This is a genomic window from Stenoxybacter acetivorans DSM 19021, from assembly GCF_000745895.1.
Classification (GTDB): Bacteria; Pseudomonadota; Gammaproteobacteria; order Burkholderiales; family Neisseriaceae; genus Stenoxybacter; species Stenoxybacter acetivorans.
Map to the genome: position 1 here is coordinate 1 of NZ_JQKE01000041.1, position 24,561 is coordinate 24,561.

22 protein-coding genes are annotated in these 24,561 nt (G+C 45.2%); 14 read left to right on the forward strand and 8 right to left on the reverse strand.

The genetic code is table 11. From position 1 onward, the window contains the following. Window positions 1–192: transposase family protein (locus Q384_RS06855; protein WP_169740844.1), on the reverse strand; the 192-nt coding region annotated here is incomplete at its 3' end. A gap of 208 nt (window positions 193–400) precedes the next feature. Here Q384_RS06855 and Q384_RS06860 point away from each other — a divergent pair. Continuing rightward, window positions 401–1,123, forward strand: coding sequence for an epoxyqueuosine reductase QueH (locus Q384_RS06860; protein WP_051940621.1), 723 nt, complete (start codon window positions 401–403; stop codon window positions 1,121–1,123). Window positions 1,124–1,187: 64 nt separating this feature from the next. Further along, the gene (locus Q384_RS06865) at window positions 1,188–1,505 is read left to right on the forward strand and encodes a DUF2322 family protein (RefSeq protein ID WP_037586787.1); all 318 of its coding nucleotides are present in this window, start codon (window positions 1,188–1,190) and stop codon (window positions 1,503–1,505) included. Between the two features lie 314 nt (window positions 1,506–1,819). On the opposite strand, the gene Q384_RS06870 is transcribed toward Q384_RS06865, so the two are convergent. After that, a complete protein-coding gene (locus Q384_RS06870; RefSeq protein ID WP_037586788.1) occupies window positions 1,820–2,299 on the reverse strand; it encodes a hypothetical protein in 480 nt (159 codons plus the stop codon). A gap of 259 nt (window positions 2,300–2,558) precedes the next feature. Here Q384_RS06870 and Q384_RS06875 point away from each other — a divergent pair, with 259 nt between their 5' ends. Beyond that, window positions 2,559–4,214, forward strand: coding sequence for an electron transfer flavoprotein-ubiquinone oxidoreductase (locus Q384_RS06875; protein WP_037586790.1), 1,656 nt, complete (start codon window positions 2,559–2,561; stop codon window positions 4,212–4,214). A 160-nt stretch (window positions 4,215–4,374) separates the two neighbouring features. Then, window positions 4,375–4,521: a DUF3149 domain-containing protein gene (locus Q384_RS12930; protein WP_084224422.1), complete on the forward strand. Its 147-nt coding sequence runs from the start codon at window positions 4,375–4,377 to the stop codon at window positions 4,519–4,521. 83 nt (window positions 4,522–4,604) lie between these two features. Here Q384_RS12930 and Q384_RS06880 read toward each other — a convergent pair whose 3' ends face one another. From Q384_RS06880 to Q384_RS06900, 5 genes are all read right to left on the reverse strand, one after another. Next, window positions 4,605–5,135, reverse strand: coding sequence for a C40 family peptidase (locus Q384_RS06880; RefSeq protein WP_084224423.1), 531 nt, complete (start codon window positions 5,133–5,135; stop codon window positions 4,605–4,607). A 42-nt stretch (window positions 5,136–5,177) separates the two neighbouring features. Continuing rightward, on the reverse strand, window positions 5,178–5,498 hold the full coding sequence (iscA, locus tag Q384_RS06885) for an iron-sulfur cluster assembly protein IscA (protein ID WP_211251091.1): 321 nt from the start codon (window positions 5,496–5,498) through the stop codon (window positions 5,178–5,180). Window positions 5,499–5,823: 325 nt separating this feature from the next. Then, the gene (gene iscU / locus Q384_RS06890; protein WP_037586793.1) at window positions 5,824–6,207 is read right to left on the reverse strand and encodes a Fe-S cluster assembly scaffold IscU; all 384 of its coding nucleotides are present in this window, start codon (window positions 6,205–6,207) and stop codon (window positions 5,824–5,826) included. Between the two features lie 125 nt (window positions 6,208–6,332). Continuing rightward, the gene (locus Q384_RS06895) at window positions 6,333–7,547 is read right to left on the reverse strand and encodes an IscS subfamily cysteine desulfurase (protein WP_037586795.1); all 1,215 of its coding nucleotides are present in this window, start codon (window positions 7,545–7,547) and stop codon (window positions 6,333–6,335) included. 49 nt (window positions 7,548–7,596) lie between these two features. Then, window positions 7,597–8,049: an Rrf2 family transcriptional regulator gene (locus Q384_RS06900; protein ID WP_037586796.1), complete on the reverse strand. Its 453-nt coding sequence runs from the start codon at window positions 8,047–8,049 to the stop codon at window positions 7,597–7,599. Window positions 8,050–8,911: 862 nt separating this feature from the next. On the opposite strand from Q384_RS06900, the gene Q384_RS06905 reads away from it, so the two are divergent. Both Q384_RS06905 and mnmC1 read left to right on the forward strand, forming a co-directional pair. Further along, a complete protein-coding gene (locus Q384_RS06905) occupies window positions 8,912–11,041 on the forward strand; it encodes an AsmA family protein (RefSeq protein WP_037586797.1) in 2,130 nt (709 codons plus the stop codon). Continuing rightward, window positions 11,038–12,300: an FAD-dependent 5-carboxymethylaminomethyl-2-thiouridine(34) oxidoreductase MnmC1 gene (gene mnmC1 / locus Q384_RS06910; RefSeq protein WP_051940623.1), complete on the forward strand. Its 1,263-nt coding sequence runs from the start codon at window positions 11,038–11,040 to the stop codon at window positions 12,298–12,300. Before Q384_RS06905 ends, mnmC1 begins: the two co-directional genes overlap by 4 nt. On the opposite strand, the gene murC is transcribed toward mnmC1, so the two are convergent. Further along, complete coding sequence (gene murC, locus Q384_RS06915) at window positions 12,275–13,678, reverse strand: UDP-N-acetylmuramate--L-alanine ligase (protein WP_037586798.1); 1,404 nt, start codon at window positions 13,676–13,678, stop codon at window positions 12,275–12,277. The two genes, mnmC1 and murC, sit on opposite strands and share 26 nt — an antisense overlap. Window positions 13,679–14,034: 356 nt before the next feature. Between murC and rarD the strand changes: the two genes are divergently transcribed. The 8 genes from rarD (at window position 14,035) to prmA (ending at window position 24,284) form a co-directional block, all read left to right on the forward strand. Continuing rightward, entirely contained in the window at window positions 14,035–14,928 is an 894-nt protein-coding gene (gene rarD / locus Q384_RS06920; RefSeq protein WP_037586799.1) for an EamA family transporter RarD, read from the forward strand. 288 nt (window positions 14,929–15,216) lie between these two features. Beyond that, entirely contained in the window at window positions 15,217–17,229 is a 2,013-nt protein-coding gene (locus Q384_RS06925; protein WP_037586800.1) for a cytochrome c biogenesis protein ResB, read from the forward strand. Further along, complete coding sequence (ccsB, locus tag Q384_RS06930; protein WP_037586801.1) at window positions 17,222–18,409, forward strand: c-type cytochrome biogenesis protein CcsB; 1,188 nt, start codon at window positions 17,222–17,224, stop codon at window positions 18,407–18,409. Before Q384_RS06925 ends, ccsB begins: the two co-directional genes overlap by 8 nt. A gap of 243 nt (window positions 18,410–18,652) precedes the next feature. Beyond that, a complete protein-coding gene (locus tag Q384_RS06935) occupies window positions 18,653–19,066 on the forward strand; it encodes a hypothetical protein (protein ID WP_037586803.1) in 414 nt (137 codons plus the stop codon). Between the two features lie 22 nt (window positions 19,067–19,088). After that, complete coding sequence (locus tag Q384_RS06940; RefSeq protein WP_037586805.1) at window positions 19,089–20,414, forward strand: DUF445 domain-containing protein; 1,326 nt, start codon at window positions 19,089–19,091, stop codon at window positions 20,412–20,414. Window positions 20,415–20,649: 235 nt separating this feature from the next. After that, a complete protein-coding gene (xth, locus tag Q384_RS06945) occupies window positions 20,650–21,414 on the forward strand; it encodes an exodeoxyribonuclease III (RefSeq protein ID WP_037586807.1) in 765 nt (254 codons plus the stop codon). Window positions 21,415–21,506: 92 nt separating this feature from the next. Beyond that, entirely contained in the window at window positions 21,507–23,303 is a 1,797-nt protein-coding gene (locus tag Q384_RS06950; protein ID WP_037586808.1) for an ABC transporter ATP-binding protein, read from the forward strand. A gap of 87 nt (window positions 23,304–23,390) precedes the next feature. After that, window positions 23,391–24,284 (forward strand): 50S ribosomal protein L11 methyltransferase, encoded by an 894-nt coding sequence (gene prmA / locus Q384_RS06955; RefSeq protein WP_037586812.1) that lies wholly within the window; start codon window positions 23,391–23,393, stop codon window positions 24,282–24,284. The last annotated feature ends 277 nt before the right edge of the window (window positions 24,285–24,561 follow it).

Below are 24,561 nucleotides of genomic sequence, written 5' to 3' on the forward strand. Positions count from 1 at the left end.
AGAGGGAATGCAGGGTAAAGAAGGAATTAACTTCTGAAACCATTCAATTTTTTCTTTTGCCCATTGCTCCATCTCAACAAAAGTATCCGCCCCTGCCAACGAGGCACATATGGCAATGGTTAAAATGGCAGGCAACGAGTAAGCAATTTTGTGTTTTCCGCGTGGATCTTTAATCTTTACCAATAAATCCAACAAATTATCTGTTTTTTCTATGATGAGTTTCTTTCTGATGAGAATAATTTATGGAAAATAATACACTATGGCTTAATTGATTAAAATGGTGAGAGAAAATTTTTCATGCGATTGCCCTGACATTGTCTCTTGGCTTGCCCCTGCTCTTCAAAGCAGGGAAAATAATACACCAATTAAACATTAAACACCGTATTGAGATTACGACTTCATGAATAGCAAAAATCAATCGAATTTAGAAAAATCATTTGTTAGACCTATTTTAATACCGCCCAATGCCGCAAAAACAGTATTGCTCCATTCATGCTGCGCCCCCTGCTCCGGTGAAGTAATGGAAGCCATGCAAGCGTCAGGCATTGACTACACAGTCTTTTTTTACAACCCGAACATTCACCCCAAAAAAGAATATGAAATTCGCAAAGACGAAAACAAAGCCTTTGCGGAAAAACACGGCATTGCTTTTATTGATGCAGATTACGACATGGACAATTGGTTTGAACGCGCACAAGGCATGGAATATGAACCGGAACGCGGCATTCGCTGCACCATGTGTTTTGACATGCGACTTGAACGCACGGCACTGTATGCACATGAACATGGTTTTTCGCTTATGGCAACATCATTGGGTATTTCCCGCTGGAAAAACCTACAACAAGTCAATAACTGCGGTCATGCAGCGGCAGCAAAATACCCCGATGTCGGCTACTGGGATTTCAATTGGCGCAAAGGCGGCGGCAGTGCGCGCATGATTGAAATCAGTAAACGCGAGCAGTTTTACCAACAAGAATACTGCGGTTGTATTTACTCTTTGCGCGACAGCAATGCTTACCGCCGCGCTGTTGGGCGGGAAACCATTAAACTGGGAACAAAATTTTACGGAGTAGATGTGGAAAACGACGCGCCTGCACCCAAACCGAAAATCAACTCAATATAAACAATATATTTTCAAAAAATAGTTTTTTAAAAATCACTTAAAAATCAAGGATAATGCAGTTAAAATGAATTTTCAAGAAACATTAAAAACACTGCCCGAAATCGGGCATTTGGCAAGTTTGGATATTATTAACACAGATGGTGAACGGATACACTGCATTCCTGCTGTACCGGGTAAATTGGGTTCTTTGCGCGTCTATCATGCTTTGGCACAACGTTACTGCGGACAATTAAACAATGAAGCCGCAGAACAAGGTCTGCGATGGTTTGCAGAACACACAGAAGACGCCCGCCAACACAAAGGCAAGCACCCAAATATTGATTTATTGTTACAGGTAGTTGAACAAAACCAACAATTCGTATTGGTTGAACATGAACGGTAATCGGTTGAAACGAATATGCTTTCCGTCTTACCTCCCCTGCAAGAAGCAATGAAAGCAACCAGCAACCGTACGCGGCTGGAAGATATTTTATCGTAATGATCTTTTAAGATTAATATCCCCGCCGCGTATTTTGATTTCTATAGAAATCAAATAAATGTTCGTTGATACAATATCTTATATGAAAATTTATCATTGTGTTAAAAAGGCTTTTAACACAATGATTCGCTGAAGTTTATACCCGCTGTTTCTGCCCATACGGCACAAATCCGTATATTAAAAACAATTAAAAACAAATACTTAAATAAACCGTTGCTTTATTGAAGCGGTTGCAACTTCATGTGCTCCATCAAAAAATTGGTGAATGCCGGATTAGCGGGTTTATTTTTCATGTACGACCAGCGCAACTGCCACCCGCGCAGGGCATTTTCGATAAATTGCTTGGATTGTTCAGTCGTGATCGCACCACGTTGGCTGTCCACTGCGGAGCGCAGATAAACTTCGTACATATCGTCGTCAATCTGATTATTACCCACTAAGTTAACGCGAAAACGATTAAGATACTGAGCTGCCTGAACCTTGGTGATTTTCCCTTCGGATACTTGATAACTCAAACGCATGGCTTCATCACGTATTTTGGAAACATCAACCCAATGGCTATCCGCCAAACGAAAAGCAACAGATGGTACAACCGGTACACCTGTATCCACCGGCACTTTCACTACTTTCGGCACATAAACAGAAGAACAAGCACTCAAAGAAGCTGCCAGCAATAAAACAGGAAAACGTATTTTCATTGTTTACTCAAACTTTAAATCAAACGGATAATATCGGAATATATGTTACCAAAAATAAACAATATCGGCATCGCCTTTTTAAATTTTTACCTTTGATTGGTAAAAGGCGCATGTTTACCTGAATTTTGGTGGCATACATGCAACAATCATCTTAAAATTTATACATTCAAGTAACCGCTTAATTAAATCGCCGTTCCGTTGTAACCTTAAAACAGGATGCGCAGGAACACAATGCAAAAACATCAAAATAAAGGACACAATGATGACTCAAACCGAACGTGAGAGTATGCAATATGATGTGGTGGTTGTCGGTGCTGGTGTGGCGGGTTTAAGTACCGCTATTCGCCTGAAGCAATTGGCAGCGGAGCAAAACCGCGATATTAGTGTGTGCGTGGTGGAAAAAGGTTCGGAAGTGGGTGCGCATATTCTTTCCGGCGCAGTCATTGACCCGAAATCCCTCAGTGAATTGATTCCCGATTGGAAAGCACAGGGTGCGCCGCTTTCCCGCAGTGTTACTGAAGACCGTCTTCTGTTTTTAACAGCAACCCAAGCCATTCCGCTACTGACCCCGCCATCGTTTCACAATCACGGCAATTACATCATCAGTCTGGGTATGTTATGCCGTTGGCTGGGTACACAAGCAGAGGCTTTGGGCGTAGAAATCTATCCCGGATTTGCCGCCGCCGAAGTGTTGTATCACGAAGACGGTTCGGTTAAAGGCATTGCCACCGGGGACATGGGTATCGGTAAAAACAACGAACCCACCGCTAATTACCAGCGCGGCATGGCATTGCTGGCACAGCAAACTGTGTTTGCGGAGGGTTGCCGCGGTTCTTTGTCCAAACAAATGATTAAACAATTTGGTTTGGACAAAGACAGTCAAACACAAACCTACGGTATCGGCATTAAAGAATTGTGGGAAGTTGATCAAGCACAATCCAAACCCGGCACAGTTATCCACACCATAGCTTGGCCGCTGGACAGCAAAACTTACGGCGGTTCATTTTTGTATCATTTAGACAACAACAAAGTTGCGGTGGGCTTTGTGATCGGTTTGGATTATCAAAATCCGTATTTATCACCATTTGAAGAATTTCAACGCTATAAAACACACCCCAAAATCCGCAAAATTTTTGAAGGCGGCAGACGAATCAGCTACGGCGCACGTGCACTGAGCGAAGGCGGTTTACAAAGCCTGCCTAAACTCACCTTTCCCGGCGGAGTATTAACAGGCGACGCCGCCGGCTTTTTGAATGTACCTCGCATTAAAGGCACACATACCGCCATAAAATCAGGCATGTTGGCGGCTGAAGCGGTATTTACAGTGCTGCACGGCGATGCGGCTGAGTTGCAAAAAGGTGAAGAAGCGACTCGCTATACTGAGTTATTTAAAAACAGCTGGCTTCATAAAGAGCTGCACAGTGTACGCAATGTACGACCCGCGTTCAAATGGGGCTTATTTCCCGCTTTGGCCTATGCTGCAGCAGAGGAATACATACTGAAAGGGAAAGCACCGTGGACTTTGAAGCACCACGGCACTGACCACGGCAGCCTGAAAAAAGCCAAAGACTGTCAGGTAATTGCCTATCCGAAACCCGATGGCAAGCTCACATTTGATCGTTTATCCAGTGTTTTCTTATCCGGCGTTAATCACGAGGAAAATCAACCGCCGCATTTGCGTTTGAATAATCCTGACGCAGCTATCCGTATTAACTACCGCGAATACGCCGCACCCGAAACCCGTTATTGCCCGGCGGCAGTGTATGAAATTACAGAGGAATCCGGTGAACCGCGCTTGCAAATCAATGCTCAAAATTGTGTGCATTGCAAAACATGCGACATTAAAGACCCCACTCAAAACATCACATGGACCTGCCCTGAGGGCAGCGGCGGTCCAAATTATGCGGAGATGTAAAAGATTATGTAAGTGAACAGCCATACCTTGGTTTGCTGAAATGCTGATATTTTCAATAAACCGAGCCACTCATTGATTTACATCAAAACAGTTTGCAGACATTTGTTTACAATAACCATTACGACATCAACAAAAGTATCTAGCTAAAGAGGGCAAAACCATGTGGGCAGATCTTATTTCGGAATTGTTTGAATCTTATGTGGGTATTATTTCTATCATTACCATTTTAGTAGTGGTGGTGATTGCAGCTTATATGTTTTTTTGGGTAAAAAAACAAGCAAATACAGACGGCGAAAGTCGTCAATAATGAAAGTTTCCTCTTGATGTGTGTTTGGGCGTGGCGTTTGCCACGCCTTTTTTTCATATTTTAAAATCTGTCATTGGGGTTTATCAGCGGGCAAACAAAGTGTAAGCACCGGTAAAGCGGCGTTTGAAATAAGACTGGCTCAAATTTTCAGTACGAATAACACCTTTGCTTGACGGCGCATGAATAAACTGATCATTGCCAATGTATAAACCCACATGCGAAAACGGCTGACCGGTTGTATTAAAAAACACCAAATCACCTACCTGTAAATCACTCTGCCTGATGTGCTGTGAAGCAGCCGCAATGTTCTTGGCTGTGCGCGGCAAGCTCACCCCCAAGGCTTGACGATAGAGATACTGCACCATACCACTGCAATCAAACCCTTGCCGCGAACTGCCGCCGTAAACATAGGGTGTTCCGATAAGGCTCATGCCATGCAGCATCAATTCCTGTCCACCTTCTCGCTGACTGATGTGTTTGATGCGAACAGCATTTTTATTAGAAGCAATCACGGCTGAGCGCGGCGGTTTATCTGAGCCGCACCCAACCAGTACCACCGACAAACCAAAGCAAAGACAGGCGGCAATCAATCGATTAGAAACAATAAATGCCATGTATCTACTCTTTTTTGGGTTATTTTTCAGGTAGCCTAATGATTACACATGAAAACTTTCACCGCAACCGCATTCATCTTTGACGTTGGGGTTGGCAAATTTAAACCCTTCTTGCAAACCTTCTTTGGTGTAATCAAGTTCCGTACCGTCAAGATAAGTCAGGCTTTTCGGATCAACAAATACTTTCACGCCGTGTTCTTCAAATACCACATCTTCCGGCAACGTGTCGTCCACAAATTCCAAAGTATATGCCATGCCGGAGCAGCCGCTGGTTTTGACACCAAGCCGTATGCCTTCGCCTTTGCCGCGTTTTTGTAAAAACTGTTGAATATGATTAGCAGCGTTGCTGGTGAGGGTAATCATGATAAAACTCCGTGGTTATTTTTTATAACGTTTGTGTTGTTTTTTTGAAGCAAATGAACTCAATTTTCACCGCTTGGCATCTTAGAAAGTGGGTAAGTGCGTCGCTGTTATCCCTGTATAAAAACAGAATTATTTTCAGGCAGCCTAAAACGCAGCACCTTGTTATTTTGATTTTTTGTAAATAACACAATAATCCGCTTTCACCATAAGCAATCTGAACAACAGAGAACAGCAAATTGCAATATCAATTTTACCGCTTGTTACAGACGGCAAACGACCTATTGCCGTTATTTTTCGTAACGGCAAATCTTGATGTACCCATCAATCACTTATCGTGTTTTTTCCGATAGTCTGCCACAGCGGCTTTAATTGCGTCTTCCGCCAAAATTGAACAGTGAATTTTAACCGGCGGCAGAGCAAGTTCTTCGGCGATTTCACTGTTTTTAATTGTCAAGGCTTCGTCAAGGTGTTTGCCTTTTACCCATTCCGTAATCAAACTGGACGAAGCAATTGCCGAACCGCAACCATAAGTTTTGAATTTGGCATCTTCAATCACACCCTCATCATTTACTTTGATTTGTAATTTCATTACATCACCGCAAGCAGGCGCACCAACCATACCGGTGCCGACACTGTCATCGCCTTTGTCGAACGAGCCGACATTGCGCGGGTTTTCGTAGTGATCAATGACTTTATCGCTGTATGCCATATTTGCTGCTCCTTGGGAATATTTTATTTGTCGTATTTCTAATCTTATCGGCAATACTTCAAGATTGCACATTATTATAGGCTGCCTGAAAAAATAATCTGTTATTTTTCAGGTAGCCTGTGTGCCTAGTGCGTTGCCCACTGCACGCTGTTTAAATCCACGCCTTCTTGGTGCATTTCCCACAAAGGTGAAAGTTCGCGCAATTTACCGATTTTGGATTTAATCAGATTCGCGGCATAATCCACTTCTTCTTCAGTAGTAAAACGCCCAAAAGTAATTCGCAGAGAGCTGTGTGCCAGTTCATCGTTGCGTCCCAAAGCCCGCAGTACATAGCTTGGCTCTAAGCTCGCGGAAGTACATGCCGAACCGCTGGAAACCGCCAAATCTGTTACTGCCATAATCAGGCTTTCGCCCTCAACAAAATTAAAACTGATGTTCAAATTTTGAGGGGCACGCTGCTCAAGGTCGCCGTTAATATAGACTTCTTCGATGCCTTTAATACCGTCCAAAAAGCGTTCACGCAATTTTAAGGCGTGCGCACGGTCTTTATCCAATTCCAAGCGTGCCAACCGATAGGCTTCCCCCATGCCGACAATTTGGTGTGTCGGCAATGTGCCGCTGCGAAAACCGCGCTCATGACCGCCTCCGTGTATTTGTGCTTCTAAGCGCACACGTGGTTTGCGCCGCACATACAATGCACCAATGCCCTTCGGTCCATAAATTTTATGAGCCGACAAGCTCATTAAGCCGATGTGGTTTTTATTCACATCAATCACCACTTTTCCCGCCGCTTGTGCCGCATCTACATGAAACAGAATGCCTTTTTCTTGACACAACGCACCAATGGCTTCAATGTCTTGAATCACGCCGATTTCATTATTCACCCACATGATGCTGACCAAAATGGTATCGTCGCGCATGGCGGCTTTGAGATCGTCCAAATCCAATAAACCATTGTCGCGCACACCCAGATAAGTAACTTCAAAACCCTCGCGCTCCAATTCGCGCATGGTATCCAACACCGCTTTGTGTTCGGTTTTAACCGTAATTAAATGTTTGCCTTTGCCTTGATAAAAATGCGCTGCGCCTTTAATGGCAAGGTTGTCAGACTCGGTAGCACCGGAAGTAAAAATAATCTCTTTACTGTCCGCACCAATCAGATCAGCCACTTCTTGGCGCGCATTTTCCACCGCCTCTTCCGCAGCCCAGCCAAAACTGTGGCTATTGGAAGCAGGGTTGCCAAATTGCTCAGTTAAATAAGGAATCATTTTTTTTGCGACACGCGGATCAACCGGCGTGGTGGCGGCATAGTCAAGATAGATTGGTGTTTTGATGGTCATGGTGTATTCCTTTTTTTAAGTTGTCTTTTTTATATTCGTTGTTTGTGTTTTATTCAGGGCGTATCCATTCGATTGTGGTTTGAGTGTTATCAATAATCTGTTGCCGGCGGTTCAGCGCGCATTGCAAACTGATGCCGCGCAAATGATTATCAATGGTTTGATTTAAATCTGTCCATAAGTCGTGAGTAAGGCAAGGTTCGCCGTCGAGGCAATCACCATCACCGCCGCATTGCGTGGCATCCAGCGTATCCTCCACTGCCAAAATAACATCAGCAATATTAATCTCATGCGCCCCTCGCCCCAATACATAACCACCGCCCGGTCCGCGTACACTCTCCACCAAACCGGCACGGCGCAGCTTACCGAATAATTGCTCCAAATAGGACAAAGAAATGCGTTGCCGCTCGCTGATAGCGGTTAGATTCACCGCGCCCGAGTTGGCATAAAGTGCCAAATCCAGCATTGCGGTAACGGCAAAACGCCCCTTGGTGGTTAAGCGCATGACTATTACTCGTCTGTTAAACTTTGGTGAATTATCCAATACCTGAGTAATTTAATCAAGTATAACAACCGGCTGCCTGAACGGCTTCAAATACCGTATAAACACCGTTAAACCTTTATGCAGGTCTATCCAGCCTCCGCCGGCACTTCCCATAACAGCATTGCCCCGTAGATGTTCTCTGTGGTGTACAAAATTAAAGAGCAGTAAAATCAATGCGCAATTTCAACGATGGCAGATCGACTGGTTTCATCCGAATAAAATTATTGTTATTTTACATTGACAAACAAACCCACTTAACACACCAAAAATCCGCACGGAAACCACATTTATCCGTTTTCTATGTGATTGCTTACATAAATAAAATGGTAAAAATTTGTCTGCGCCAGACAACGGTTAAAAAGTCTGTTAAGGCTGTACAGCAAAGGAATCACTTCTGCGAATACCTTAAAATCAGAACATTTTGCCTGAACAAATTTGGAATTTGTGGTATGGTTTAAGGAATGTAATCTCCGGCCTTTGGCTGGCATCATTCGGTGTTTGAGGGTGGTATGCTCGCTTCAAAAACATCACTCTTTATAAGGCGAGGCGGCGCGTATTTCTGCCGATAAGTACTGTTAAAACCACAACAAAATTTAAGTAAAACTGAAAAAGCTGACCAATGCAATACAGAATTCACTCCTCTTTAATAAAGAGCCGCACACCTTAGAATTTCGCTTTTTTATCGTATTTATTGACTTCAATCAGCAGCACTTCAAAGTCAGTTGGTTATATTATATTTAGAACAATATTTTTTAAAACTCATACTTTATTTGCAATGATTTCTATTTGGCACTCGGGAAAATTCTGGCTCAAGCTGTGTTTTATGAGCCTGATTATCGGCTTGTTTGTTTTGCTGTTTCGGCAATTCGGCATACCCTATTTTTTAAGTATTCCCCGAATTGAAACTGCCTTGCAGCGTGCATTTGAAGACACGCAACGCCGCGTTTCTTTTGGCAAAAATTTTGAATATTCCTTATTACCCCGTCCCACGGTTGTCCTGCATCAAGTACGATTGAGCGCACCCGGCAAACCCATGCAAACAGATATCAGCATCGACACCATGCGCATCGGCTTCGCTTGGCAAAGCCTGCTTGGATTTACCAAAATCGAAAAATGGCAATGGAATGGTATTTCTGCCGACTTATACCAGCTGCCCAATCAACAATGGAGCACCACCGATTTATTTCATTTATGGAAAAAAAACGAGCAAACCATCGCCATAAATCGTCTGCAGCTTCGTGATTTACAGCTTAATATTCATGACCTTACCGGACAATGGCATCATTTCACCCACATTAATTTAAACACCCGCGCATTAAGTGAAAACAGCACTTCATTTTCTGTAAACGGTAGCTGGGCAACAGCAAATTTGCCTCCGATTCAATGGGAAATAACAGGAGAAAGTCAGCAAGGCACTCCGCGGCAGTGGAACAATATTCATCTGTTATTTGATGCCGATTTGCCTTACTTCGGCAAAGGTCAAGGAAGTATCCGATTGAACGGACAATGGCAAAAAGATCAAAATTCCTTACAAAGCAACAATATTCAGTGGCAATGGATTAGCAATAATCATCAATTCAGCGCGGAAGGTACGGGGAAAAATTGGCAGCTGGGTTTGTCGCACCTGCAACTGGAACAGGCCAATGCCTTGGCAACAACAAAAATGAATGATGAAAAAGTAAACGTCAATTTCGTCCTCAACAAGCTAACCAAACAAGCACAAAACTGGCATTTGGCTCATTTTCAAGTTGATAACTCTTGGCAAAATCAGGAAAACAAGCCATTGCTTACCATTAACGGTGATGACTTTTTTTCAGACAGCCAACAATGGGAATTGGAGCAATTGCACATCAGCAGCTATCAGCCTGCCTCTGCCTCAACGCCTTATCGCCGCTGGGACAGTAAATTAAACGGCAAAGTAACGGGGCGAGGACTTCAATCAGTACAAGCCAATTTATCCGGTAGCTTTGACGAAAGCCCTGTTCAGCTTCAAGCAACTTGGTTGAATGTAAGCGATTCAAATCAACATCCGCAGCTTTCAGGCAGCCTGAAATTAAATCGGCTGTCATTACATCCTTATTGGCAAACACAAGAGGCAAACAACCAAATACCCCGTTGGCAAGAAAACTGGCGGACATGGCTGGGTGATGCGCAGCTGAATTGGCAATTTGACATTGGACAAGTCAGCTCACCCAAGCTTCAAATTGAGTCAATAACCGGACACATTAATGCCACCTCAAATTACTTTTTGGTGGATTCTGTACAAGCCAAATTATACGAAGGAACGAGCAATGCCCGTCTGGAAGTCAGCAACCGCACGCCGCTGCAATGGCATTTGCAGCAAGACTTAAAACACATTCAAATACAACCGTGGTTGCAAGACCAATTGGATTTTCATCATCTTTCGGGAATCGGCGAAGTATCTTTACAAGTCAGCAGTCAAGGAAACAACCAAGCCGAATGGCTGCAGCACCTAAAAGGGAATGCCTTGCTACAAGTACAGCACGGCAGTTGGCGCGGCTTAGACATCAATAATATTTTGAATCAAAACAAAGGGAACACCAGCATCGCTTTTGCCGACACCAGCAACACCGAATTTAAGCAACTTATCATTCGCTTGCCCGTTGAAAACGGCATCAGCAAAGACAGCACCACGCAATTGACCTCTGACAATTTTCTCGTTACTGGACAAGGTGAAATCAACTGGCCAACCCGCGCCATAGATTATCACCTGCAAATAGAGACAGAAAAAAACCAACAGCAAAACCGTTTGCCTTTAATCATCAGCGGTAATTTGGATCACCCGAATTTCCGTCTGGATTTTCAAAAACTCACTCATGGCTTGAACACGCCGCAAGAAAAACAAGACAGCATAATACAAACCTTAAAACGCCAATGGCAGTGGCTCAATCAAGGAAACCGCCCTGCCTCATCGCCTGAAACACAGCCATGAATACTGCCGCCGTAAAACCGTGGTTTCGCCCGCCGCCCGCAGTAAAAGTACAGCATGTCGCCGTAGTGGGGGCAGGCATTGCTGGCGCGGCAACTGCTTTTGCCTTAGCCGCACGCGGCATACACGTTACCGTGTTGGAAGAAAATCAACCCGCCACCGCTGCTTCAGGCAACCGACAAGGCTTGCTCTACGCCAAAATCTCTCCACACAACACCGCGCAAACCGAATTATTATTGGCGGGTTATCGTTTCAGCCGCCAATTACTGACGCAAACACTGCCGCTTGAATATTGGCAAACCTGCGGTGTTTTACATTTAAACCACAACGAGCGTGAAACCGAACGTAACCGCCAATTGGCAGCGCGTTTTCCTAACCACGATTTATATCAAGCCGTCAATGCTGAAGAAGCCGGTGAATTAGCAGGTATTGAATTGGATATTGGCGGTTTGTGGTGGCATCAAGGTGCTTGGATACACCCGCCTTCTTGGGTAAATACCTTATTAACCCACCCCAATATTCGCGTCATCGCCCATGCCCGTGTACGCACCTTGGAAATAAAAGAAAACGGCTGGGACGTGGTTTATCAATTAACTGAAAACAATGAAGCCTGCACACTTCACGCCTCACATGTTGTGGTGTGCGCCGGCATAAACAGCAACCGATTTCAACCGTTCACCGATTGGACGCTTCACCCCATTCGCGGACAAACCACCACGGCGAATTCAGGTGAATTGGCAAAAAAACTGCGTTGTGCATTAAGCGGTGAGAGCTATATCAGCCCGTCTTGGCAGAATAAAGTGTGTTTTGGTGCAACTTTTTTACCGCAAAACAACGACAACCATCTGCACCTTGATGATGAAACGCATAATTGGCAAACTTTGGCGCGTTTACATCTCGCGCTGGCACACGATATTCAGGCAGCCTCACAACACACAATCCGCCCGCAAGGACATGCCGCCGTGCGCTGTGATGCGTTTGATCATTTACCCATTGTCGGCGTAGCGGGCAATGCCGCCGCCATGCGCCGAGTGTATGCCCGCTTGGCTTCAGATAAAAATTATCGGATTAATGATGATTGCCCCTACTGGAACGGTTTGTATGTCAACACAGCGCACGGCAGCCGCGGTCTGGCAACCGCACCCATCTGCGGTGAAGCCATTGCCTGCGCCATTTTGGGCTTACCCTCACCCTTATCCATGCGTTTGCAAACCGCTTTACACCCCAATCGCCTGATTATTCGCGGGATAACGCATCATTGACCAACGCCGCCGGTATCTTATTGATGCTGCCTGCGCCCATATTCAGCAACACATCACCATCTTGCAAGATATGCAGCAATGTTTCAGGCATATCGTCCACGTTCGCCGCATAAATCGGCTCAACCCGCCCCAACACCCGCACCGCACGCGCCAATGCTTTGGCATCTGCCGCCACAATCGGCTCTTCCCCTGCGGCATAGACTTCTGTCAGTACCAAGCTGTCCACACTGCCCAATACCGACACAAAATCTTCAAACAAATCACGGGTACGGCTATAACGATGCGGCTGAAATGACAACACCAGCCGCCGTTCAGGATACGCACCGCGGGCAGCGGCGATGGTTGCCGCCATTTCCACAGGGTGATGACCGTAGTCATCAATCAACAATGCCGTGCCACCATTGGGCAGCGGGATTTCACCGTAATTTTGAAAACGCCGCCCGACACCGCCAAAATGCAGCAAACCCGCCTGAATGGCTTCTGTCGGCACATCACATTCCAGTGCCACTCCAATTACCGCCAAGGCATTTAATACATTGTGCCTACCGGGCATATTCACCGTTACCTGAAACGGAGCAACCCCTTTTTTACGGGTGTGAACGGTAAAACGCATTTGTGCACCGCTGGTTTCAATGTCAGCAGCATATAAATCGGCTTCTGCATCCAGCCCGTAAGTAACATAAGGTTTATTGATTTTCGGCAAAATAGCGCGCACGTGTTCACTATCAACACACAAAAATGCCTTGCCGTAAAACGGCATTCGATGCACAAAATCAATAAAGGCTTGGTAAAGATTATCAATATTGTGATCATAAGTATCCATGTGATCGGCATCAATATTGGTAATCACTGTAAAAAGCGGCGTTAAATACAAAAACGAAGCATCTGATTCATCGGCTTCCGCCACAATATATTGCCCCTTGCCCAATTTGGCATTGCTGCCCGCCGCCGTGAGCCGTCCGCCGATGACAAAAGTCGGATCTAAGTTTGCTGCCGCCAATACCGAAGCCGTTAAACTGGTGGTGGTGGTTTTACCGTGCGTACCGGCTATGGCAATACCCGAACCAAAACGCATAATTTCTGCCAGCATCATTGCCCGAGGAATCACCGGAATTTTATGAATCAGCGCGGCAGTTACCTCGGGGTTATCGTTTTTCACTGCGGTAGAAGTAACGACAACATCTGCCCCTGCAATATTTTCGGCAACATGCCCTTGATACACCGCCACGCCGATTTCTTGTAAGTGTTGAGTGGCGGCGTTTACCGCCATGTCCGAACCGGAAATACGGTAGCCTTGATTGTGCAGTACTTCGGCAATGCCGCACATACCCGTACCGCCGATACCGACAAAATGAATGTGTTTAATGCGATTTTTCATGGTGTTTCGCTTCTTTCAGGCAGCCTGTTATCTGGTGTCAAATGGTAATAAAAATGCTGAAAAGGATAGCAGATTTCACGATTTTCAAACAGGCTGAATAAACGAAAACAAATAAACCACAGGCTTAGCATCTCACCGCAGCAATCTGTTTTTAACACCATTACTATTTTGATTTTTTCTTGTTGTATTTATACTTACAACCATTCTTCCTTGCTGATCTTAAACCCTGCCCTTAAGGGTGAAGTGCAGGATTAAACTGCGGCATTATCATCAAGACCTGCTCTGCTTTAAAAACGAAACTGCTATATAATCCGGCATCTTCAAATTCATGCTCTTGCTTGCCTGAAAGCACCGTAATGTCCAATCTCAGAAAAGGCACACTCTTCGCCCTGCTTTCCAATTTACTTTTCGGCGTACTGTATTTATACAGCGGCTGGATGAAGCCCTTAAGCGGCAGTGATGTATTTGCTTGGCGCATGGTCAGCATGTTGCTGGCATTGTGGCTCGTGGTTTTAATCACCCGCAACGGGCATGAAATCTTTCGTTTTGCCTACAAAATCGGCAAAGATAAGAAAAAATGGGCATTGATTGTGCTGCCGACGCCGATTGTTGCCAGTCAATTGTGGTTATTCATGTGGGCACCGGTAAATGGCTATGCCGTGGACGTTGCCATGGGTTATTTTTTGTTTCCGCTGGCAATGGTATTGTGCGCCCGCGTGTTTTTTAAAGAAAAATTAAACGCAGCACAATGGCTGGCAGTTGCCTTGGCAGCAATGGGCGTGATGTATGAATTGTGGCGGACGCACGCGTTTTCATGGGTAACTTTATGGGTTTTCAGCACGTATCCGATCTACTATTTTCTGCGCCGTCATTTCGGCGTACCCGCACTCACCGGCTTATTGTTGGATTTAACCCTGATTGCGCCGTTTGCCGCCGTTTATCTTTATTGGCAAACCGACGTTGCCGCCTTGTTGTCAGCACCAAGCCTATTTTGGTTACTGATTCCGTTTTTGGGCATCATCAGTGCCGCCGCCATGCTGTTAAATTTACAAGCCAACCGCCTGCTGCCGTCCAGCATATTCGGCATGATGAGTTATTTAGAACCGATTATCTTGTTTCTGCTGGCAATAACCGTTTTACACAACCCCATTGCCGCAAACGCCATACCCACTTACATACTGATTTGGCTGGGTTTAAGCGTAATGATTTTCGACGGCTGGCGAAAGACAAAAATGGAGCAATCTTGCTAAACAAAGAAATCACTCATACAAGCACACAAACAATACAGCATTCAGATAAAAATGATTGTACTGATGCTTGCAACAACGAATCATTTACTTTTCAGGCAGCCATCGGAAAATCCGCACAGCACCAACCAATCTGAGTTATTGTCAAAATCTATTCATATTGGCAAAGGATACGCAGCAAAGCAGTTTGGATAAGCAGATTGCGGTATAATTGCCGACAAATTTTGGCTGCATTACCAATCCATTATCAACGCCAGCAATCTCACCCTTTCACTTTTGCAATAAGCCGCCATGTCCTCACCCAAATCCAAAACCCCCTTAATTCACCGCCCTTGGTTTGCTTTTGTAAGCTCCATGCGCTTTGCCGTTGCCTTGCTTTGCTTATTGGGACTGGCTTCCATTATCGGCACCGTATTAAAACAAAATGAAAGTGCTGCCGGTTATTTAGTGGAATTCGGTCCGTTTTGGTCAAAAATCTTTGATTTTTTGGGTCTTTATGATGTGTATTCATCATCATGGTTTGTGTTGATTATGCTGTTTTTGGTGCTGTCCACCGGATCATGTTTGTGGCGCAATATTCCGCCGTTTTTGCGGGAAATGCGCTCATTCCGCCTGAAAGCCACACGCCAATCTTTAGAACACTTGCACCACAGTGCTTTACTGGCAGCAGCACCCAGCGCAGCCGTTGCCGAGCGTTATTTAAATGTTTCAGGCTTTGCCACACGCATTCAACAGCGCAGCAACGGTGAAACATTGTTAGCAGCAAAAAAAGGCAGCCTTGGAAAATTGGGTTATATCTGTGCGCACATCGCCATTATCGTGATTTGTTTGGGCGGTTTGATTGACAGCAATATGGGTTTGAAGCTCGGCGTATTAACAGGCAGGCTGAAACCCGACAACAACACTTTACTGGCAAAAGACTTCAGCCCTGAAAGCAAATTAAACAGCAACACATTATCGTTTCGCGGCGATGTCAGCATCAGAGAAGGACAAGGTGCAGATGTGGTGTTTTTGAATACAGGCAAAGGTTTTTTGGTGCAGGATTTACCGTTTTCAGTGGATTTACGCCGTTTTCATGTGGATTACTACGACACCGGCATGCCGAAGAATTTTGCCAGCGACCTCACCATTACCGATAAAAAAACAGGTAAAACCCAAGATGCCACCATTAAAGTCAATCACCCGCTCACCGTGGACGGCATTACCATTTATCAAGCCAGTTTCGGCGACGGCGGTTCTGATTTAAATTTTCAAAGCTGGGATTTGGCTTCAGGCAGCCGCGAATTTGTGCCGTTGAACGCCATATCAATGAACACGTTTCCGCTGACTTTGGGCAAGCAAGCCTACCAATTGGAATTCGGTGAATTACGCCCGATTAACGTCGAAAACACAGCGGCAGATTCCGCAGAAACATCAGAAACATGGCAGCAAAAATTCTCAGACGTGGGCAGCGTCAATCAAAACAAAAAACAACAAAATGTCGGCGCAACCATCAGCTATAAAATCCGTGACCAAGCCGGTCAAGCGCGTGAATACATGAACTACATCAGCCCATTGCTGCGCGATGGTGCGTATTTTTATGCCACCGGAGAAAGAGCCAATGTCGGTGAACCGTTTCGCTGGTTAATGCTGCCTGCTGACCAAACCAATGACTTGAATACATTTATGGCGTTTCGCCAAGTATTGCGTGATGAGCAGCTGCGTGAAAAAGCGGCACTGCTCGCTGTACAAGGCGTGGACAGCAATATTCGCCCCGCTTTCACGGAGGCTGTACGCAATGTGCTGCGCTTGTTCAGCCAAGGCGGCTACGTGGCGTTAAATGATTTTATTCAAACCAAAATCCCAGCCGAAGAACAAGATCGGCTGCGCGAATTTTTCTATCAAGTGTTGTATGGCAGTGCCAATATTGTTTTGGACGAAGCATTAAAACTGCAAAACGGCGAATGGAAAGCATCGGAACAGCGCAATCAATTTCTACTCAACAGTCTGGACGCATACACCGGTTTAACCCGTTTTCCGGCGCCGATTTTGATGCAATTGGATAACTTTAAAGAAGTGCGCTCATCGGGATTACAAATGACACGCTCACCTGGGCAATTTTTGGTTTATCTCGGCTCGGTTTTACTGGTTTTGGGTACCGTTTTTATGTTTTATGTCCGTGAAAAACGCGCTTGGCTGCTGTTTGGCGGCAACGGCGTTCATTTTGCCATGAGTGCCTCTCGCCACCAACGCGATTTGGATAGCGAATTTTCCGAACACATAAACAAATTACAGCAATTAGCGAAGGATTTATCGCATGACTAAGCCGCAATCGCCTGCTTTGCCGCAACATGAGCTATTGGCAAATCACAGTATTTGGCATTCACTGAGCCGATGGGACTGGCTGTTTGCCGTTTTTATCGCAGCAGCAGGGGTGTTTGTCCAATTCATCTTCAGCGAACACCACATGAATTATTATGAAATAATTATTTTATGGTGTTCGGTTATTGCTGCTGTATTATTGGGCTGGTTTTTCAAACCATTGCGCTGGTATATACCTGTGGTATTGGCTTTGGCGTATCTTGGCGTGAGTCTTTACGGCAATGATTTTTCTTCAGGCAGCCAAAAATTTTTATTGCGCTACTTCTTCACCAGCCAATCGGCAATCATGTGGCAGTGTGCCTTAATTTTTCTGGCTTTTTTCTGCTATTTATTTGGCACAATCGCCGCCTACCGTAAAGAAACCGATAAAAATGCTTTGCTGGATATTGGCTGCGGCTTAGGCTGGGCAGCCGCAGTGATGGGTTTGGTAGGCTTATTGGTACGCTGGTATGAAAGCTACTTGCTTCGCCCCGATGCAGGGCATATCCCCGTGTCTAATCTTTATGAAGTATTTATTTTATTCATGGTCATCACTGCGCTGATGTATGCCTACTATGAAGGCAAATTTCAAATGCAGCGGCTGGGTGCATTTGTTTATTTCTTCTTGTCGCTGTTGGTGATATTTGTGTTGTGGTACAGCTTGGCGCGGAATGCTCAAGAAATTCAGCCGCTGATTCCCGCATTGCAATCATGGTGGATGAAAATTCACGTTCCTGCCAACTTTATTGGTTACGGCGCGTTTTGTATGGCGGCGATGTTTGGTGTGGCTGAATTGTGGAAAATAAAACGCCCGCAGGCAAAATGGCTGCCTGAAGCCGCTGCCATTGAAGAAGTGATGTACAAAGCCATTGCTGTGGGTTTTCTGTTTTTTACCATTGCCACCATTTTGGGTGCGCTGTGGGCAGCAGACGCTTGGGGACGCTATTGGAGCTGGGACCCCAAAGAAACATGGGCATTTATCGTGTGGCTGAACTACGCCGTGTGGCTGCACATGCGTTTGGTGGCTGGCTGGCGCGGTAAAATTTTGGCGTGGTGGGCGGTTATCGGCTTATTCATCACCGCTTTTGCTTTCGTTGGCGTCAATATGTTTTTAAGCGGGTTGCATTCCTACGGAACACTGTAAGAAACACAATGCAGATGAGCCAATGCGGTATCGGCATCTGCATTTTTACATAGCCAAACCATCTAACGATGACAGTGTATTGTTTGGGTTTGGCTATTTTAAAATCAGCTTACCGCTGTTTCTTTCAGGCAGCCTGAAAACACCAAGGTAAACCATAGCGACGCGGTATTTCGGTTACAGTATATTTTTCAAATACCACAAAAATTTTAATTTGAATTATTTTAATTTGAATCGGAGGTTGGCATGTTCAAAAAACCGGAAGAAGTCATCATGGCCATTTTGGCACTGTTGTGGGTATTATTGACTTATTTTCTTTGCCGCTGCGCTGCCATGCCGATACATACCCTGCTTTTCATCACCTTATTCACATTTATTTGGGCAGTATCGTTTTTTCTGCTCTGGCAACGCAATTTAACCCGTTTTATTTGGCCGCTTTTTTTGGGGTTACTCGTGGCTTGCTGGTGGCCTGCGCTAGACTGGCTGGCTGAAAAAAATCTTCTGCTGCCGCAAGTCGCAAACCAGACACTCATTATCAATCTGCCTTGGTATGCCACTTGGACAGCGAAAAGCATCTATGCCCTTGTTCCTGTTATTGTGGGCTACCTCATCATGTGGAAATTAAACCATCGTCCTAAACCGGATATTTCCATGCCTTGATGATTGAAATGACAAGCACGACATGACCAACACCCTCAGCGAATTTCACCGCCGACAACAAGCGCAGCAAGCATTGCGCCGCGCCCGCATATCTGCCGGTATTTTATTACTGCTGATGTTGGTGTTGTTTTTCATCTCTGCATATTATCTGCCGCGCTATCCATTGTTAGGCTACCTGAAAGCCTTCAGCGAAGCGGCACTGGTGGGCGGGCTGGCGGATTGGTTTGCCGTAACGGCACTTTTCCGCCGCCCTTTTCGGCTGCCTATTCCGCACACCGCTATTTTGCCGCGAAAACAAAAACAAATTGCCGAATCATTCGGTCATTTTATTGAACACAACTTTTTGCAAAGTAAATCCATTGCCGTTCGCGTGTATCAATTGCAAGTTCTGCCCCGTTTGCTTGCATGGCTGGCGCAACCGAAAAACCGCAGCGAATTTATGCCGCAGCTTGCCGCACAAATACCCGTCTTGATTCACAGCATTCCGCCCGAAAAAATTGCCGCTTTAATCAGCAAATGGGCGGCACAAAACGGCAACGGGCAAACATTGGGGGTTTTACTTGCCGATATACTCACTCTTTCGCATCAACAAGAAATCAACCATTCTTTACTGCGCCGCCTTATTCCGGAAATCAGAAATCGGCTGAAGCAAGAATCCACCCAACAATTATTGGAACAAAGCCTATTGGCTTGGGCGGGAAAAATAGAAACCGAAGCACCGTCTTCATGGGAAAAATTAAAAACCCAGTTAAAAATCGGCTTGGCAGAAAAAATGGACGATTGGGCGGCAAAAAAAATCATTGGCTGGGCAGATGCTTATCTTGAAGATGCCTTAAAACAACCACAACACAGCCTGTGGCAGCATTATGAAAAATTGTTTCACTACACCACAGAAAACCTCAAACATAACTCAGACTGGCAGCAACAATTAGCCGCACACAAATACCAATGGGCGCAAAGCGAAGGATTGCAAAATATCTTAATCCGCTTTTGGCAAAACGGGTACCAATGGAGTTTGCATGATGTACAACAATCTGATTCACTGATTCAGCAGCAGCTCAACCGCCTGCTGGATTATGCGCTAAACCAAGCGCACCAAAATCCGCGCTTTTTAAAGCGCAGCAACGCCCGTTTGGCTTGGTGGGTAAAGCAACTGGTTGAGCAGCACAAACACCAAGCCACCGTCTTTATTACCGAAAAAATCAATGCTTGGAACAGCCAAGAAATCACCGAAAAATTAGAATTGAATATTGGCAAAGACTTACAATACATTAGAATCAACGGCACACTTGTGGGCGGTTTAGCCGGTTTATTGATTTACCTTTTATCCACTTGGCTGCTTCATTAAAGCCATAAAAAAATACAGCGGTTTCATTTCAACAGCATAGCACACCGTGGCGGTACAACCGTAATCTTATTCATACCGATACAAAATTAAATCAGTATTGGTTTATATTTTGTAAAAAGAATGTAGTCAGACCAAAATCAATGCACGTCAAACACCATGCTTTCCGCACCCCTTTAATCCCCGTTTGCGAAACAGTACAATCATTGTTTCTGCTATTTATCCGGTTATCAACCCAATGAAAATTGCCACTTGGAATGTTAATTCCCTGAAAGTTCGTCTACCGCAGGTTTTGGATTGGTTAAAACAACAATCTCCTGATGTTTTGGTATTACAAGAATTAAAATTGGAGCATCACCAATTTCCTGAGGAAGCCTTTCGCAACGAAGGTTTTCAGGCAGCATGGAATGGCCAAAAAACCTATAACGGCGTTGCCATTATCAGCAAACACCCCATTGAAGACGTGCAAGCCGATATGCCCGCTTTTGCCGACGAACAAAAGCGCGTGATTGCGGCTAGCATAAACGGCATCCGTATTGTTGATGTGTATTGCGTAAACGGCGAAGCCATCGACAGCGATAAATATATCTATAAACAACACTGGTTTACCGCTTTACAGCACTATATGCAGCAAGTGTTGGCACAGCATGAAAACACCGTATTGCTGGGGGACTTTAATATCGCGCCGACAGACATAGACGTGTACGATCCGGAAAAATGGCGCGGCAAAATTTTGTGTTCCGCAGCAGAACGGCAATGGTTTCAAAATCTGTTGGATTTGGGCTTAACCGACAGTTTGCGCCTTATCAACCCTGATGCGCCGAATTTCACATGGTGGGACTACCGCATGAATATGTTCCGCCGCAAACTGGGTTTGCGCATTGATCATATCCTCACCAGCCCCGCGCTGACAGTCCGCCTGAAAGAAGCTGCTGTGGACACTGCCCCGCGCGGCTGGGAACGCCCCAGCGACCACGCACCTGTATATGCCGTGTTTGGATAAATATCGGGCAGTAACCGTTTTTTGACCACCATTGAGTTATCGGTTATCAGCAAACAGTTCATTCAAAATCATCATAAAACACAACAACACCCATGAATATCTGGCAACTTTTCCATAAACTGCGCCCGTTTGTGCGCCCCTATCGCCTGCTGGTAATCAGTACTTTACTGCTTACCCTAATCGGCGCATTGGCGGCTCAAGTAAACGCCATAACACTGCAATATACAGTGGACAGCATCAATGCTTTAGTGGAAGGGCATCAGGGTGTGGCAGCGGGCGGACGCATTCTCACCATTATCAGCATCGTTCTGCTCTCCAAAGAAATCATCAACACGCTGGTTACATTCGGGCAAAAATTTTACGGTGAAAAACTGCGTATTTTGGTATCACAGGATCTGGCACAAGCCATTATTGAACGTTTCCTCACCTATAAACTCACTTTTTTCAGCGACGACGATAACCAAGCAGGCAAACTCCAAACCCGTATCGACCGCGGCATTGGTTCACTCACGCGTTTGGTACAAATCTTCTTTATTGACATCTTGCCTTTGTTTACCACTGCGGCAGTGGCATTGGGCTTGATGTATTACGCCAATGTGTGGGTGGGTTTGGTGGCAACCTTGATTGTGCCGCTGTATTTTTGGATTACCTACAAACAAGCACAAAAATTAGCAGGCTGGCGGCGAATGTTCCGCAGCAATATGGAGAAAAAAAGCCAAGGAATTATTGGGATTATCCAATCCATCACGGTTATTAAATCATTCAACCGCGAAGCCATTGAAGCCGATAAACAACTCACTTTGCAAAAAACGCTCACCGCCAACCAAATGCACACGCGCCAACTGGGTTTTGTGTTCGACGGTTTAAAATCATTTGTGGAACAAATCGGCGTGGTGTTAATTATTATTCTCACCGCTTTTCTGGTGCTGCAAGGCAAAATGAGCATCGGCATGATTATGTATCACGTATTGCTGTTTAATAACGTGTCTGCACCCATTCGCTCCTTACACCGCATTTACGATGAAATGAACGACGCGCTGATTTACGCCGAAAGTTTCTTCAACATCATCGAAGCCGAAAATGAAGTAGAACCTTCAGGCAGCCTGAAACCCGCACCCATTCGAGGTAAATTTGAACTGAAAAACGTGGATTTTCATTATCCGAACGGACACCGCGCACTCAAAAACATCAATATGGAAATCCGCCCCAACGCCATTACTGCACTGGTGGGCTTGTCAGGCGCAGGGAAATCCACGCTGATCAGTCTTTTGGATAAATTCTATGCACCCCAATCCGGCAGCATTTGCCTTGACGGCGTGAACTTAAACGACATTGATACCCAATATCTGCGTGAAAACATTGGTTTGGTTTTACAAAAAAACCATATTTTCAGCGGCAGCATTGCTGAAAATATCCGCTACGGCAACATGAATGCAAACCAAGCCGAAATCGAAGCCGCAGCCCGGCAAGCCTCCATTCACGAACAAATCACACAACTGCCGCAAGGCTATGACAGCGACGCGCTTACACTCTCGGGCGGGCAGCAGCAGCGCATTGCCATTGCCCGCATGTTTCTGAAAAACCCGCCGATTATTTTCTTAGACGAACCCACAGCCAGCCTTGATGCCATCGCTGCCGAACAAATCAAAAACAGCCTTGATGCGATTAAACAAAACCGCACAGTGATTATCATCTCTCACAGTTTAGGGCAAATCATTGATGCAGATTACACTTACGTGATGCAAAATGGTGAAATCGTTGAGCATGGCCAGCATGAAAACGTTTACGCACACGGCGGCGCGTACAAACAAATTTTTGATGCCATGGCAAAAAGTTTAAATGTGGACAAAATCGCTAAAACATTTGAACAGAACACAGCAACGCCATAAAACGCGTTTTCTGAGTTAATGCCGTATAAATCGCGTAGAATGAATAATTTCCCAAACAAACCCATTTCAACAAGCCATTATAAAATGATGCACTATCAACAAATCGCCATACACGTAGCAGAAGCCGATACCGACGCTTTATCTGACGCACTAATCGAAGCAGGCGCACTAAGCACCGCCATTGAAGACGCCTACGCAGGCACTGATAGTGAACAAGAAATTTTCGGTGAGCCGGGCATGCCCGCAGAACAATTGTGGCAAAAAAGTGTGATTGTGGCGTTATTTGATGAAGATACTGATATTGATGCCGCATTGAGCCAAGCGGCAGCAAGTGCAGACATTGCCGTGCCTGATTATGTTAAAGAAAACGTTCCAGAACAAGATTGGGTGCGCTTAACACAATCTCAGTTTGACCCCATTCAAATTTCCGAACGCTTGTGGATTACACCGTCCTGGCATGCGCAACCAAACAGCGAAGCAGTGGTTAATCTGCAATTAGACCCCGGTTTAGCATTCGGCACAGGCAGCCACCCCACCACCCGCCTGTGTTTGCAGTGGCTGGACAAAAATCTGGTTTCAGGCAGCAAAGTGTTGGATTACGGCTGCGGTTCGGGCATTCTCGCCATTGCAGCATTAAAACTGGGCGCAGGACAAGCCGTCGGCGTGGACATTGATCCGCAAGCATTGCGCGCCAGTACCGACAATGCCGAACGCAACCAAGTAAGCGCACAGTTTTATTTACCCGATGATTTGCCCGAAGAACAATTTGACTTGGTTATTGCCAATATTCTGGCAAATCCGCTGCGTTTATTGGGTGAAATGCTGGCTTCACGTTGCCAAGTCGGCGGGCAAATTGTGTTATCGGGAATTTTGGACGACCAAGTTACGGAATTAAGCGAAATTTACGCGCAATGGTTTGATTTGTATCCGCCAATCACAGAAGAAGGCTGGGTGTGCATCAGCGGCGTAAAACGCGGATAGAGGTGTTGTTTACATCGCCGACTAGATTTGAGGTGTTGGGAGAGCCAAAAGAAATTGACGGTTTGTTGAACATTAGATTGAGGGGGTATGATAATGACTGAAAAAAACAGCGCTTGATTTACCAAGTTGAGCAACAAAAAAATTAGCGGCTATTTGTGGTTTATGGCTAAACTATTAAATTTTTCAAAACGACTAGCCAGAAAAATTACGGCTAATTATCTGAAATCTGCTGAATAGGCTATGTTTTCTTTTTTGAAAAAATAATAGTACAGCTATA